Origin of the sequence: Citrobacter sp. Cb041 (assembly GCF_030336655.1) — a bacterium.
Lineage (GTDB): Bacteria > Pseudomonadota > Gammaproteobacteria > Enterobacterales > Enterobacteriaceae > Citrobacter > Citrobacter braakii.
Genome location: NZ_JAOWDD010000039.1, coordinates 488,168 through 502,752 on the forward strand (window position 1 = coordinate 488,168; position 14,585 = coordinate 502,752).

The 14,585-nt window shown below is 53.2% G+C and carries 11 protein-coding genes and 1 tRNA gene; 3 read left to right on the forward strand and 9 right to left on the reverse strand.

The window, feature by feature from the left end; all coding sequences use genetic code 11:
* Window positions 1-93: 93 nt before the first annotated feature.
* The 3 genes from OGV52_RS15405 to ghrA all read right to left on the reverse strand — a co-directional run bounded on the left by OGV52_RS15405 (window position 94) and on the right by ghrA (window position 2,434).
* Entirely contained in the window at window positions 94-648 is a 555-nt protein-coding gene (locus OGV52_RS15405; protein WP_016152596.1) for a TorD/DmsD family molecular chaperone, read from the reverse strand.
* Window positions 649-671: 23 nt separating this feature from the next.
* A complete protein-coding gene (locus OGV52_RS15410) occupies window positions 672-1,409 on the reverse strand; it encodes a phosphatase (protein WP_016156173.1) in 738 nt (245 codons plus the stop codon).
* Window positions 1,410-1,495: 86 nt separating this feature from the next.
* Window positions 1,496-2,434, reverse strand: a complete 939-nt coding sequence (gene ghrA, locus OGV52_RS15415; RefSeq protein WP_200079570.1) for a glyoxylate/hydroxypyruvate reductase GhrA — start codon at window positions 2,432-2,434, stop codon at window positions 1,496-1,498.
* Window positions 2,435-2,669: 235 nt separating this feature from the next.
* Between ghrA and OGV52_RS15420 the strand changes: the two genes are divergently transcribed.
* Window positions 2,670-2,757 (forward strand) — tRNA-Ser (locus tag OGV52_RS15420).
* Between the two features lie 368 nt (window positions 2,758-3,125).
* A complete protein-coding gene (locus tag OGV52_RS15425) occupies window positions 3,126-3,494 on the forward strand; it encodes a hypothetical protein (RefSeq protein WP_049283245.1) in 369 nt (122 codons plus the stop codon).
* 57 nt (window positions 3,495-3,551) lie between these two features.
* On the opposite strand, the gene phoH is transcribed toward OGV52_RS15425, so the two are convergent.
* The 6 genes from phoH to putP all read right to left on the reverse strand — a co-directional run bounded on the left by phoH (window position 3,552) and on the right by putP (window position 9,893).
* Window positions 3,552-4,340: a phosphate starvation-inducible protein PhoH gene (gene phoH / locus OGV52_RS15430; RefSeq protein WP_016152592.1), complete on the reverse strand. Its 789-nt coding sequence runs from the start codon at window positions 4,338-4,340 to the stop codon at window positions 3,552-3,554.
* Window positions 4,319-4,615 carry a hypothetical protein gene (locus OGV52_RS15435; protein ID WP_016152591.1) on the reverse strand — a complete coding sequence of 99 codons (297 nt, stop codon included), beginning with the start codon at window positions 4,613-4,615 and terminating at the stop codon, window positions 4,319-4,321. The genes phoH and OGV52_RS15435 overlap by 22 nt, the downstream gene beginning before the upstream one ends.
* 246 nt (window positions 4,616-4,861) lie before the next feature.
* The gene (efeB, locus tag OGV52_RS15440) at window positions 4,862-6,145 is read right to left on the reverse strand and encodes an iron uptake transporter deferrochelatase/peroxidase subunit (protein WP_287108734.1); all 1,284 of its coding nucleotides are present in this window, start codon (window positions 6,143-6,145) and stop codon (window positions 4,862-4,864) included.
* 5 nt (window positions 6,146-6,150) lie between these two features.
* Complete coding sequence (gene efeO, locus OGV52_RS15445; RefSeq protein ID WP_016152589.1) at window positions 6,151-7,278, reverse strand: iron uptake system protein EfeO; 1,128 nt, start codon at window positions 7,276-7,278, stop codon at window positions 6,151-6,153.
* A gap of 58 nt (window positions 7,279-7,336) precedes the next feature.
* Entirely contained in the window at window positions 7,337-8,170 is an 834-nt protein-coding gene (gene efeU / locus OGV52_RS15450; RefSeq protein WP_019076441.1) for an iron uptake transporter permease EfeU, read from the reverse strand.
* A 214-nt stretch (window positions 8,171-8,384) separates the two neighbouring features.
* Window positions 8,385-9,893: a sodium/proline symporter PutP gene (gene putP, locus OGV52_RS15455; RefSeq protein WP_016152586.1), complete on the reverse strand. Its 1,509-nt coding sequence runs from the start codon at window positions 9,891-9,893 to the stop codon at window positions 8,385-8,387.
* 422 nt (window positions 9,894-10,315) lie between these two features.
* Between putP and putA the strand changes: the two genes are divergently transcribed.
* A complete protein-coding gene (putA, locus tag OGV52_RS15460; RefSeq protein ID WP_287108736.1) occupies window positions 10,316-14,278 on the forward strand; it encodes a trifunctional transcriptional regulator/proline dehydrogenase/L-glutamate gamma-semialdehyde dehydrogenase in 3,963 nt (1,320 codons plus the stop codon).
* The last annotated feature ends 307 nt before the right edge of the window (window positions 14,279-14,585 follow it).

The following is a 14,585-nucleotide window of genomic DNA, read 5'->3' on the forward strand; positions in this document are numbered from 1 at the left end:
TCTTAGCAGAAAAACGGCATGGGAATGAGATCGTGCACACAATTCATGCAATGATGTAATTTGAGTTGCAGTTTAAAGTGATCTAAATCACATTTACTCTTCAGTATCTTCCTGCAATTCGTCCCACATCGCGCCAATGGCATCACGCGTTAACGGTGCCATGGTACGCCAGAACTGTGTGTTTGCATGCGCTTCAACTTTGCCAAGGAACGTGCCGCACCAGGGCAACAGGTATTCCACAAACAAGGTTTCGAGTGCTTCACTTTCATCTTCCGCAGACTGGTCTTCAAGCCATGAAGCCGCCAGCAACAGCGTGCCAATATGATCTGCAGGCGTATCTGCCAGCGGCATTCCGCGGGCAGAAAGAAAAGCACGAACATCGGATTCTTTCGCCCCTTCTACCCAGGCGCTACGATAAGGCGGCACCGCACACTCGTCGCCGACAAACAGCGCGTTGTAATCCGCAGCCAACTGAGGCATATCGCAGCTTTTCTGCAGACGAGTGAGCAGTTCGTCCTGTTCCAGCGGCCAATTGGCGGACAGTTTACCTTCACTAATCAGGGTAAACAGAGGAACCAGTAAAGGGTCCTGCGGTTGGCGGTAAAACAGCGAGCCCAGTACACGACACAGGATAGAAAACTCGTTCATTGATATATTCCAGTTAGTAACAATTACAGTTCAGCAAATTCCGCGATCGGCTCCATGCCTCGCGATTCCAGAAACGCCAGCAGGCGTTTAGGGGTGACGTTTAAAATTCTGTCTTCCGGGAAATTTACATCATCCAGAATTTTACGGCATTCACCAAATTCACCCAGTGTGAAAGCGGTATGTGAATCCGACCCTAACGCCACCCAGCCTCCGGCATCACGCACCGCCGCAGCGACCGCGCGACAATTGTCCTCACTCCCCTTACGCGAATGCAAAAACGAGGAGTTATTGATTTCCAGCGCGACCTGGTATTTTGCCGCCGCCTGCGCAATCGCTGTGATATCAACGGGATATTTGGGATTCCCCGGATGGCTGATGATGTGCACGTGACCACTGGCCATCGTGGCTATCATTGCCTGGGTATTGGTGTCCTTATCGTGAGGTGCAAAAACCGGCTCATGGAAGCCCGCGATGATGAGATCCAGGGAGGTAAACATCGGACCTGAACAGTCGATTTCGCCTTCAATATTCTTAATATTCGCCTCGATACCGCGCAGGATCCCTACGCCATCGACGATACGAGGCCAAATGCGCATATTAATAAAGTGCCAGTGATGAGGCGCATCCGCCATGTCCGGTCCATGATCGGTTATGGCAAACAGCTTGATGCCTTTGCGATGGGCTTCAGCGATGTAATCACTTAAGGTGCTGTAGGCGTGGGTACTGGCGACGGTATGCATATGCAGGTCAACGGGATACATAACTCTCTCCTGTAGTCATTTTCCGTCAAGGATAGCAGGTATCGTCGCCATTTATTAGCTGAAACCCGGCACTTGCCGGGTTACCATCAATATCCCCGAACGCGATCGACCTGACCCGTTACGGATTTCCCACTTTCCAGGTCCAAAATCGTACGGGAGATGTAGTCCACCGCCTCTGCCGGGCGTGTTACCGCGGCGATATGCGGCGTCATTGCCACACGCGGATGTTTCCATAGCGAGCTGGTTTCCGGCAGCGGTTCACGGCTATAGACATCCAGCATGGCACCTTTTACTTTGCCGCTGTCCAGCGATGCCAGAAGATCGTCTTCATTGAGATGAACGCCGCGCGCCAGGTTCAGCACGTAAGCGCCATCCTGCAATTGGCTGAGTAAATCAGCGTTAATAATGCCTACGGTTTCTGCCGTATTAGGCAGGAGGTTGATCAGCACGCGAGTTTGACTCAAAAACGCGCTCAGTTCCTCGGTACCGGCGAAGCTTTCCACACCAGACCAGGATTTACGCGTACGACTCCAGCAGCGTAGCGGGAACCCCCATGCTTGCAGACTTTCTGCAACTTTTGCGCCTAAAACACCAGCGCCCATGATCCCGACGCTAAACTCATCGCGAGTATATTCTGGCAACGGTTGCCATTTCGCCTGGTTTTTTAATGCCTGGTAGTCATCAAAGCGACGGAACCAGTGTAATACCTGACTAACCGCATATTCCTGCATTTGCAGGCCCATCCCCGTATCTTCCAGACGGAAAAGCGGGATCGACGCATCCAACATTTCCGGATGAGCGTTTAGTTTACTGAGAATAGAATCGACGCCCGCACCCAGCGCAAATACGGCTTTTAATTTTCGTCCGGCGAGCATTTCAACCGGAGGATGCCAGACCAGCGCGTAGTCAGCATGCGCATTATCACCTGCCTTCCACTCACGGACCCGCGCGCCAGGTATGGCCTTTGTCAGCGCATTAAGCCACCAGGTTGTATCGAATGTTGGGTGATAGAAAATTATATCCATAGTGTCTCCTGAACATTGTTATGCGGAACGTACTCGCACTTATAATCATCATTTTTCGAGGGAACATCAGAGTAGCAAATTTTAGGGTGCTGGCAAAAAAAACAATTCCCGCTTATTTAAGCTGCATATTGATTGAAGTTTGTGTAAATGCACGTTTTTTTCAAAAAGTTGATTGACGCCGGAGCGGTATTTCCCTAAATTAGCGCCCGTTCCGGTAGCACAGGAACAACAATATGGTGAGGTGTCCGAGTGGCTGAAGGAGCACGCCTGGAAAGTGTGTATACGGCAACGTATCGGGGGTTCGAATCCCCCCCTCACCGCCATATTCGAGAAAGAGCTCGTACGCAAGTACGGGCTTTTTTTTCGCATGTTGCACGCCTGCGGGGGGATGAGAAGCCCCGACCGGGGGTCGACAACTGGCGCAGCCAGTTGGACAGACTGAGAGTGCAGCGAACAGGCTGCCCGAAGGGCGAGCGAAGCGAGTCAATCCCCCCCTCACCGCCATATTCGAGAAAGAGCTCGTACGCAAGTACGGGCTTTTTTTTCGCATGTGACCCGTCCTGAATAGCGTTAACCTGTAGGTCTGATAAGCAACGTGCTATCAAGCATCATCCCCCGCCCCGTTGCACATTATCTAAACCACTCTTATGCTGTAACTACCGCTTTCTCAAGCAATCAGGAAAATAACGGCATGTTAAACATAGAAGGAACTTTGCTTGATGAGATCATGTCGCAGGCAGACGAAGCAGGATTTATTCCCTTAAAGGTTTTCTCGCGAAAAATCCTCAAACGTACACCGAATGAAATAAATACGTTTTTCGATCCTGACAGCCGATTCTACGAAGAGTATCAGCGAACGGTTATTTGCAACGTCAGGCATAACGTCACCATTAAAAAAACCTACACCAGCAATGGGATCTTACGAAAAGAAACTACGGAAGGTGGGATTTATAAGGATGACCTACTGACCTTTCTGGCACAAGCGCTAAAGAAAATAGACCAAAATAACCAGTTGTTTGACCAGGCCTGCGCCAACTACTGGAGCAGCAAAAGAAAGTAATTTGCTGACGTCAAATAACAAAGCCCGGTTTCCCGGGCCTTGAAGACGGAATACTTATCAGTTGTAAGCATTGAGCGTCCGCTGACAGAGTGCCGAACGGACGCAATCGTCTTTATTGAAACGAACAATCCCAACCATATCATCTTCTTCGAAACGGGCCAGCGCATCGCTTAGCCCTGAGCGAACGTGGGCGGGTAGATCGCACTGGGTCACATCCCCGTTCACAATCACCGTCACATTCTCCCCGAGGCGAGTCAAAAACATCTTCATCTGTGCTGCAGTAACATTCTGAGCCTCGTCAAGAATGACCACTGCATTTTCAAATGTGCGTCCACGCATATAGGCGAATGGCGCGATTTCCACCTTACCAATCTCAGGCCGCAGGCAATATTGCATGAAGGAGGCCCCCAGACGTTTCACCAGCACGTCATACACTGGACGAAAATAAGGCGCAAACTTCTCGGAAACATCTCCAGGTAAAAAGCCGAGGTCTTCATCAGCTTGCAGAACTGGACGGGTTACAATGATCCTGTCCACGTCTTTGTGGATCAGGGCCTCTGCTGCTTTTGCCGCGCTGATCCAGGTTTTACCACACCCGGCTTCACCGGTAGCGAAGATCAGCTGTTTACTCTCGATAGCATTCAGGTACTGGGCCTGAGCTTCATTCCGCGCCGTGATTGGCGTGGCGTCGCGACTATCACGCGCCATACCAATCGCTTCTACGCCGCCCATCTGCACAAGCGAGGTGACCGATTCATCTTCACGTTGTTTATGGCTACGCGAATCCCGCCTCAGCACACGTTTTGCTTCACGACGAGCTTTGATCACTGCTTTTTGTCTTCCCATGGATAGCACCTTGAGTTGTAGGTATACATCACACGCGCCGTTGGCGGCACGATTATGCGCACGAACATCTGAGGGTTGGCTTCCTTGTAAGCCATTGCTTGCTTTCGGATAAGACGCCACACACGGCTACGCGCACCGTACAAGGTGTCAGTTACGAAGATAAGAAGTGAAAGGGAGAGAGATTTAGCGGTGACGAGGTGGCTACCGGAAGAGAAACGTCCGCGTAACGTACTGCAGCTACTGTGAAAAATGTGTCCAATACAGGACTTTTCCATCGCGATCTCCATAGTGAACGACTATCACCGCCGGGAACTACCGCTGTTTCTTATAATTACATCATAATCTTTCGTTAATGCAACAATATTTTTACTTGTCGTTAACTTAAATTCTATCTAATCACCAAAGACAGTCTCTTGCAGAGAGATGACAGAATTATTTCAGTCTCGTACCGATCATAAAAAATAATTTGTTCATTCATACAGATGTCAGGAAAAGCCCCGCTGTACAACGGGGCGTAATCATCAGGCTTCGAGCAGAGACTGTCCCAGATATTGATCTGCGGTTTTGACACCCGGCAAAGCAAAGAAGTAGCCCCCACCAATTGGTTTGACATACTCTTCCAGCGCTTCACCGTTGAGGCGTTTCTGCACAGTCAAAAAGCCTTTTTCCAAATCGTGTTGATAGCAGACAAACAACAGTCCCATATCCAGTTGACCGGATGGGGTCACACCGAGCGAATAGCTGTAGCCACGGCGCATCATCAGGCTGGACTCGGTCTCTTTCGTGCGCGGATTCGCAAGGCGGATATGACTGTCAAGCGCAATCACCTCACCTTCGGGATCGCTGGCATAGTCAGGCACATCATGCTCGTGCTGCATACCCAGCGGCGCGCCGGTGTGTTTATTTCGACCAAATATCGTTTGCTGCTCTTTCAGCGGCGTACGATCCCAGAACTCGACGCGAAACTGAATGAGCCTGACGGCCTGATAACTACCACCTTGCGCCCAAACAGGTTCGCCCTGCCCGTCCGTAACCCACACCACGTCCTGCATCAACTTCGTATCCGTCGCGTCCGGATTCGCGGTGCCGTCCTTAAAGCCAAGCAAGTTGACCGGGGTCTCTTTGCCTTTGCTGCGCGCGGCATGGTCGGAAATAAACCCTTCACGTTTCCAGCGCACGCTAAGGAGATCGGGCGTATGTTTAATGATATCGCGCAGTGCATGGATAACGGTGTCCTGCGTGTTGGCACAAATCTGCAGCAGCAAATCACCATGGCACAGCGCCGCATCCAGCGAATCATTCGGGAAGCGGGTCATTTTTTGCAGCTTTTTCGGCATCTGCGATTTCAGGCCATAACGTTCATCAAATAGCGAGGCGCCGACTGACAACGTCATCGTCAGGTTGTCTGGCGCAATGTATGCGCCGAGGATACCGGAATCCATAGGGGGTAAACGCGGGTTCGGCGTATCCGGCGCCGGCCCGCCCGTGGTCAGAAACGCAAATCGGGCGGTCAGCAAGCGGAACAAGCGTTCCAGATCAGCCTTATCGCTGGCAAGAACATCGAACGCCACCAGCATCATCGATGCCTGCTGCGGCGTCAGGATCCCTGCCTGATGCTGACCATAAAACGGCTGCGCTTCACTACGCGCATCGGGGGACAGCGTTCCCGGCGCGCTTTGTGGTTTTTGCGCGTGGGCAACCGGACATCCCCCCGCCAGCACCAGCGCCCCACCCAGGGCGCCCATCCCTTTCAGTAAACGTCGGCGTGAAGGTTCGCTCACGCCGTTTTCATTATCTTGCTGCATTTTGCTTAATCCAGACCCAGAACACCGCGTAATTGCGACAAGTCTTCCGCCAGCGTCGTGATTGGCCCTTTCAGCGCATTGCGATCGGCGTCGGTCAGTTTGTCATAGGTTTCAAAACCGTCTTTGGTACGGTACTTGCTCAGAATGGTATCGACTTTTTTGAAGTTCGCATCCACCTTCGCCAACAGCTCAGCATTGGATTTTTGTAACTGAGGGCGCAGGAGATCGACGATTTTCTGCGCGCCATCGATATTGGCCTGGAAATCCCACAGATCGGTATGGCTGTAGCGATCCTCTTCTCCGCTGATTTTGCTGGCAGCGACTTCTTCAATCAGTCCTGCTGCCCCGCCAACCACTTTTGACGGTGGGAAGGCCAGTTCGCTAATACGCGTTTGCAGGTCAAGAACATCGCTGTTTAATTGGTCGGCATACTTGTCCATGCCTTTGGTGGTGTTGTCGCCGAACAACGCTTTCTCCAGGCGGTGGAAGCCGGTGAATTTAGGATCGGCGGCTTTTTGCTCATAATCATCTTCACGCGCATCGATGCTGCCGTCGAGATCGGAGAACAGTTCAGCAATCGGTTCAATACGCTCATAATGCTGACGGGTTGGCGCATACAGCGATTTCGCTTTTTCCAGATCGCCAGCTTTAATCGCATCGGTGAATGCTTTGGTGCCCGCAACCAGTTGTGCAGTTTCGGCTGTCACATAAGCTTTGTATTCCGTAATCGCGCCACTTAGGCTCAGCAGAGCATCGCCCTGCGCGGCATCCGCCGTTGCGCTACCTTTTACAATGAGTTTGCCTTTCGGGTTGGTCAACAGACCGCAGGTCATATCATATTCACCTGGCTGCAGGTTAGCTGTCATTTTCTGGCTAAAGCCCGGCGCAATGTTTTCACGTTCTTCAACCACCATAACCCCTTTAAGGATCTCCCACTCCAGCGCTTTCTGGCTGTGGTTCTGGATGATGAACTGCGTTTTCCCAGCGTTAACCGTGATCGTCATCGGCTCACACTGTTTGTCGTTAACCGTGACTTTCACCTGCGGAATATCGGCGGCTTGTGCAGAAAAAGCGGAGGCAAACAGCGCGGCAATACCCAACTGCAGCGCACTACGGCGAAAATTAAACGTCATGACCTATCCCTATAAATAAGTATGTTGTAACTAAGGAGTATTCTGCATCGCGTTTTTATCAGGGTGCGGTACGCGATGCCGTAGTGCCTGAACGCGGCGGCAGTGCAAACATAATCAATGCCGGAATCAGGTAGATAAACCAAATGGCGACTTCACTGACGCTCGGCGCTTCCTGATAGCCGAAAATACCTTCCATCAATGTGCCAAACAGCGAATGCGTTGAAAGCACGCTGCTCATGTCAAACGCCACATCCTGAAAATGATTCCATAACCCGGCTTCGTGGAACGCGCGGATGGCCCCAGCGGCAAGACCAGCGGCCACCAGCAAAATGAACAGGCTGGTCCATTTGAAGAATGCCCCAAGATTGAGGCGAATGCCGCCGAGGTAAATCAGGTAACCCAGTACCACCGCGGTGGCCAGCCCCAGCATCGCACCTAACGGTGGCCAAATGCCTACATCTTGCTGGAATGCCGCCAGCAGGAAGAACACCGATTCCAGCCCTTCACGGGCAACGGCAAAAAAGACCATCATCACCAGAGCCCAGCCGTGATGATTGCCGCGTTGCAACGCGTTATCGACAGCCTGTTCAAGCTGGACTTTGACGTTGCGCGAAACTTTACGCATCCAGAACACCATCCAGGTGAGGATCACCACGGCAATGACCGCCACGATGCCTTCAAACAGCTCCTGCTCCTTTTGCGGAAATTCACCGGTGGTTTCATTGATGAAAACGCCTAACGCCAGGCATAACGCCGCCGCCAGCAGAACACCAATCCACATCACACCAATCCATCGACCACGCTGAGTCCGTTTCAGGTAGCTGGCAATCAGGCTGACTATCAGCGCGGCCTCTAACCCTTCGCGCAACATAATAAGAAATGGAACAAACATGCGAAGAACCCTTAAACGTTATTCTCAGTCAATTGATGAAAAGAAAAGTAAATTACAGTGATAGTGATTATCATTACAGTAAAGAAAAACTCAAGCAGAATGTTTTGAGAATGATGACTTAATGTAAACAGTTAGGCGGGTAACGATTAGGGCGGTTTTGCAGCGGGGACAAATAAAAAAGCCCGCACGCGGCGGGCTTAAGGAGCGAGGCGGATTACTCTGCCTGTAAACGCGATGGCGGAGCTGTGTGATAATGCGCATCAGCCTCGGCAAAACGTTGCTGCATAGCGGCTGAAGGCGCTTTACCCAACAGGCTGAAGACCACAATACCGATACTGCCGAAAATAAAGCCCGGGATGATTTCATACAGACCCAACCAGGCAAACTGCTTCCAGACGATTACCGTCACCGCACCGATAAGCATCCCGGCCAGCGCGCCGTTACGCGTCATACGCGACCACATTACGGAGAACAGAACCACCGGACCAAACGCCGCGCCAAAGCCGGCCCAGGCGTAGCTTACCAGACCAAGCACACGGTTCTCCGGGTTCGCCGCCAGCGCGATAGACACCAGCGCCACAACCAGCACCATGATGCGGCCAATCCATACCAGCTCTTTCTGGCTGGCATTTTTACGCAGGAACGCTTTATACAAGTCTTCGGTGATTGCGCTGGAACACACCAGCAGCTGGCAGCTCAAAGTCGACATCACCGCAGCGAGGATCGCAGACAGCAGAATACCGGCAATCCACGGGTTGAACAGGATTTGCGCCAGTTCAATAAACACGCGTTCGGCGTTCTGGTTAACGGCACCGGCAAGCTGTGGGTTGTTGTTAAAGTAAGCGATACCAAAGAAGCCAACGGCAACTGCACCTGCCAGACACAGGATCATCCAGGTCATACTGATGCGGCGAGCATGAACAATGCTATGGTGAGAATCAGCCGCCATAAAGCGCGCCAGAATATGCGGCTGCCCGAAGTAGCCCAGACCCCAGCCCATCAGGGAAATAATGGCAACAAAATTCAGCCCTTTGAACATGTCCACGTTCTCAATGCTCTTTTGTTTAATCACTTCCAGCGAATCGTCAAACCCACCCACGCCAATGACTACCATTACCGGCGTCAGGATCAGGGCGAAGATCATCAGGCTGGCCTGGACGGTATCGGTCCAGCTTACCGCCAGGAAACCACCGATAAAGGTATAAATAATCGTCGCGGCCGCCCCCGCCCACAGCGCTGTTTCGTAACTCATGCCAAAGGTGCTTTCAAACAGACGCGCCCCTGCCACAATACCGGAAGCACAATAGATGGTGAAAAACAGCAGAATAACCAGCGCGGAGATAATACGCAGAATACGGCTTTTATCTTCAAAGCGACCGGTAAAGTAATCCGGTAACGTCAGCGCATTGTTATTGTATTCGGTATGCACGCGTAAACGTCCGGCCACCAGTTTCCAGTTGATCCACGCACCCAAAATAAGGCCAATAGCGATCCAGCTTTCTGAAATCCCCGACAGGAAAATCGCGCCAGGCAGCCCCATCAGCAACCAGCCGCTCATGTCAGATGCCCCGGCGGATAACGCGGTCACGAATGGACCCAGACTGCGTCCACCCAGAATGTAATCGTCAAAGTTTTTGGTTGAACGCCATGCAATAAACCCTATCAATATCATGCCGAAAATATAGACACAGAATGTCACTAACATCGGTGTGCTAATAGCCATCAAAACTCTCCAAAATTATGTATCAGCAATGCCGTGGCTTGCCGTTTTATTACCCTGCCGGAACGTGGCAAAGATATCTATGTTTACCAGGGCGACCGTATCCTGCCGGAAGCGATGGTCATTCACAATCGATTTAACACACCATTTACATCAAATTTAATCCAGAGTAGATAGCATTTTTCTGTAGGTTGCACTCTCTCACACTTTTTTCGGTTGCACCTTTTAAAAGTGTTAACTACCGCAGAGAAAAAGATTCGGCAACTTTTATAGCCCCCGTCAAAACACTCACGTTTATTAACATTTCATTCATTTCCAAGCTTGCAAACCAAGTCACATTTAACACGGTTGCACAAAGTTGCAACATAGTGGATATTTCTCGGTAACTATCAGACCCGTATTTCAGTACAACAGGAGTAAACGGCATGGGAACCACCACGATGGGGGTTAAGCTGGATGACGCCACTCGCGAGCGTATTAAAACAGCAGCATCACGAATCGATCGCACGCCACATTGGCTGATCAAACAAGCCATTTTTAATTATCTCGAAAGACTGGAAAATGACGACGCGCTTCCTGAACTACCGGCCCTGCTGGCGGGTGCTGCGAATGAGGGCGATGAGTCGACCACGTTGCAAAATGAAGCGCATCAGCCTTTCCTGGAATTTGCCGAACAGATCCTGCCGCAGTCAGTTTCTCGCGCGGCAATCACTGCCGCATACCGCCGCGCCGAAACCGACGCCGTACCGATGCTGATGGAGCAGGCTCGTCTGCCGCAGCCTATCGCCGAGCAGGCGCATAAGCTGGCATACGATCTGGCAGACAAACTACGTAACCAGAAGACCGCCAGCGGTCGCGCCGGGATGGTACAAGGTTTATTGCAGGAATTCTCCCTTTCTTCACAGGAAGGCGTCGCGCTGATGTGTCTGGCCGAAGCCTTGCTGCGTATTCCAGATAAAGCGACCCGCGATGCGTTAATCCGCGACAAGATCAGCAACGGTAACTGGCAGTCGCACATTGGCCGCAGCCCGTCTCTGTTCGTCAACGCGGCGACCTGGGGGCTGTTGTTTACCGGTCGTCTGGTTTCAACGCATAACGAAGCCAGCCTCTCACGCTCACTCAACCGTATTATCGGCAAGAGCGGTGAGCCGCTGGTGCGTAAAGGCGTCGACATGGCCATGCGCTTGATGGGCGAGCAGTTTGTCACCGGGGAGACTATCGCTGAAGCGCTGGCTAACGCGCGTAAACTGGAAGAAAAAGGCTTCCGTTACTCCTATGACATGCTGGGCGAAGCGGCCCTGACCGCCGCCGATGCACAGGCTTATATGGTTTCGTACCAGCAGGCGATCCACGCCATTGGTAAAGCCTCTAACGGGCGCGGTATCTACGAAGGGCCAGGTATTTCCATCAAGCTGTCGGCACTGCATCCGCGTTACAGCCGTGCGCAGTACGATCGCGTGATGGATGAACTCTATCCTCGTCTGAAATCGCTTACTCTGCTGGCACGTCAGTACGACATCGGCATTAATATCGACGCCGAAGAGGCTGACCGACTGGAGATCTCCCTCGATCTGCTGGAAAAACTGTGCTTTGAACCCGAACTGGCAGGCTGGAACGGGATCGGTTTTGTTATCCAGGCCTACCAGAAGCGCTGCCCGTATGTTATCGACTACCTGATTGACCTCGCCACGCGCAGCCGCCGCCGCCTGATGATCCGTCTGGTTAAGGGTGCCTACTGGGATAGCGAAATTAAACGTGCCCAGATGGACGGTCTGGAAGGTTATCCGGTCTACACCCGTAAGGTGTACACCGACGTTTCTTACCTGGCCTGTGCGAAAAAACTGCTTGCCGTACCGAATCTGATCTACCCGCAGTTCGCCACCCACAACGCCCATACGCTGGCGGCGATTTATCAGTTAGCCGGTCAAAACTACTATCCGGGTCAGTACGAATTCCAGTGCCTGCACGGCATGGGCGAACCGCTGTATGAGCAGGTCACCGGCAAAGTTGCGGATGGCAAACTGAACCGTCCATGCCGCATTTATGCACCGGTCGGCACGCACGAAACGCTGCTGGCGTACCTGGTGCGTCGTCTGCTGGAAAACGGCGCCAACACCTCGTTCGTCAACCGCATTGCCGACACGACCCTGCCGCTGGATGAACTGGTTGCCGATCCGGTCGAGGCTGTTGAAAAACTGGCGCAGCAAGAAGGTCAGGCCGGTTTGCCGCATCCGAAGATTGCCCTGCCGCGTGATCTGTACGGTAAAGGCCGCGAAAACTCAGGCGGGCTGGATTTAGCTAACGAACATCGTCTGGCCTCGCTGTCCTCTGCCCTGCTCAACAGCGCGCTACAAAAATGGCACGCTAAACCCATTCTGGAGCACCCGGTTGCTGACGGCGAAATGACGCCAGTCGTTAACCCAGCCGAGCCGAAAGACATTGTCGGTTACGTGCGTGAGGCGACTCACGCTGAAGTAGAACAGGCGTTACAGAACGCAGCGAATAACGCGCCGATCTGGTTCGCCACACCGCCACAAGAGCGCGCCGCCATTTTGCATCGTGCCGCCGTTCTGATGGAAGGTCAGATGCAGCAGCTGATTGGCATCCTGGTACGCGAAGCGGGTAAAACCTTCAGCAACGCCATTGCGGAAGTGCGCGAAGCGGTAGACTTCCTGCATTATTATGCCGGTCAGGTTCGCGATGATTTCGATAATGAAACCCATCGACCATTAGGACCCGTGGTTTGTATCAGCCCATGGAACTTCCCGCTGGCCATTTTCGCCGGGCAGATTGCCGCCGCGCTGGCGGCGGGTAACAGCGTGCTGGCGAAACCGGCGGAACAAACCCCGTTAATTGCCGCCCAGGGCATCGCTATTTTGCTCGAAGCGGGTGTACCGCCGGGCGTGGTGCAACTGTTGCCTGGTCAGGGTGAAACCGTCGGGGCGCAGCTCACTTCCGATGAGCGCGTACGCGGCGTCATGTTTACCGGCTCAACGGAAGTCGCCACGCTGTTGCAACGCAATATTGCCACCCGCCTTGATGCTCAGGGGCGTCCAATCCCGCTTATCGCCGAAACCGGTGGGATGAACGCAATGATTGTCGACTCTTCCGCGTTGACGGAACAGGTCGTGGTCGACGTTCTGGCTTCAGCGTTTGACAGCGCCGGACAGCGCTGCTCCGCGCTGCGCGTCCTGTGTCTGCAGGACGATGTAGCCGACCATACGCTGAAAATGCTGCGCGGCGCGATGGCGGAATGTCGCATGGGTAATCCAGGTCGCCTGACCACGGATATTGGGCCGGTAATTGATGAAGAAGCCAAAACCAATATTGAGCGCCATATTCAGGCCATGCGCGCCAAAGGACGCCCGGTGTTTCAGGCCGTGCGCGAAAACAGCGACGATGCGCGTGAATGGCAAACCGGTACCTTTATTGCTCCGACGCTGATCGAGCTGGAAAGCTTCGACGAATTACAAAAAGAGGTGTTTGGTCCGGTACTGCACGTCGTGCGCTACACCCGTAACAATCTGGGCAACCTGATTGAGCAAATTAATGCCTCCGGCTACGGCCTGACGCTGGGCGTACACACCCGTATCGATGAAACCATCGCCCAGGTCACAGGATCGGCACACGTTGGGAACCTGTACGTTAACCGCAATATGGTCGGCGCCGTTGTCGGCGTGCAGCCATTCGGTGGCGAAGGCCTGTCTGGTACCGGGCCAAAAGCAGGTGGACCGCTGTATCTGTATCGCCTGCTGGCTAACCGCCCAGAAAATGCGTTAGGCATTACGCTGGCCCGTCAGGATGCAGACTACCCGGTCGATGCGCAGCTTAAAGCTGCACTCGTTCAGCCGCTGGAAGCGCTCAGCGAATGGGCAACCGATCGACCCTCGCTGCATGCGCTCTGCCAGCAGTTTGGCGAACTGGCGCAGGCCGGTACTCAGCGTCTGCTGCCAGGACCCACTGGCGAGCGCAATACCTGGACGCTGTTGCCGCGTGAACGCGTACTGTGTATCGCCGATGATGAACAGGACGCGCTGGTACAGATTGCCGCTGTGGCTTCCGTTGGTAGCTTAATCCTGTGGCCAGATGATGCGTTCCATCGTGAACTGGCAAAACGTCTGCCAGCCGCCGTCTCCGGGCGCATCCAGTTTGCCAAAGCGGACAACATCACCACGCAGCCGTTTGATGCCGTTATTTTCCACGGCGATTCCGATCAACTGCGTTCACTGTGCGAAGCGGTAGCTGCCCGCGAAGGGGCGATTGTATCAGTCCAGGGCTTTGCCCGTGGCGAAAGCAATATTCTGCTGGAGAGGCTGTACATTGAACGCTCCCTGAGCGTCAATACCGCCGCTGCCGGGGGGAACGCCAGCCTGATGACAATCGGCTAAGGTTGTGGTTAATTAAGGCTCCGGTTAGGGGGTAATGCCTGTCAATTAAGCATTACGGCGAACATGTGATTTCGGCTCAGGGTTCCGTTCACCTCAGCAATATCAATTCTATGAGGCTCAGACACCCGTGAACGTGCAAGAGAGGCTCACCGCCGCCTCCCTTGCATCCCTGGCTCCCGGCGGGAAAATCGTCGCTGCGCGATTCATTCGTCTTATGCCGTCTGCCTTCGGGTCGGGGCCGGGCCTGCGTCCCTGCAGGCCGCCCCCTCTGCCCGCATCCCTGCGGGCAGACCCGGTCAGCCGTCAA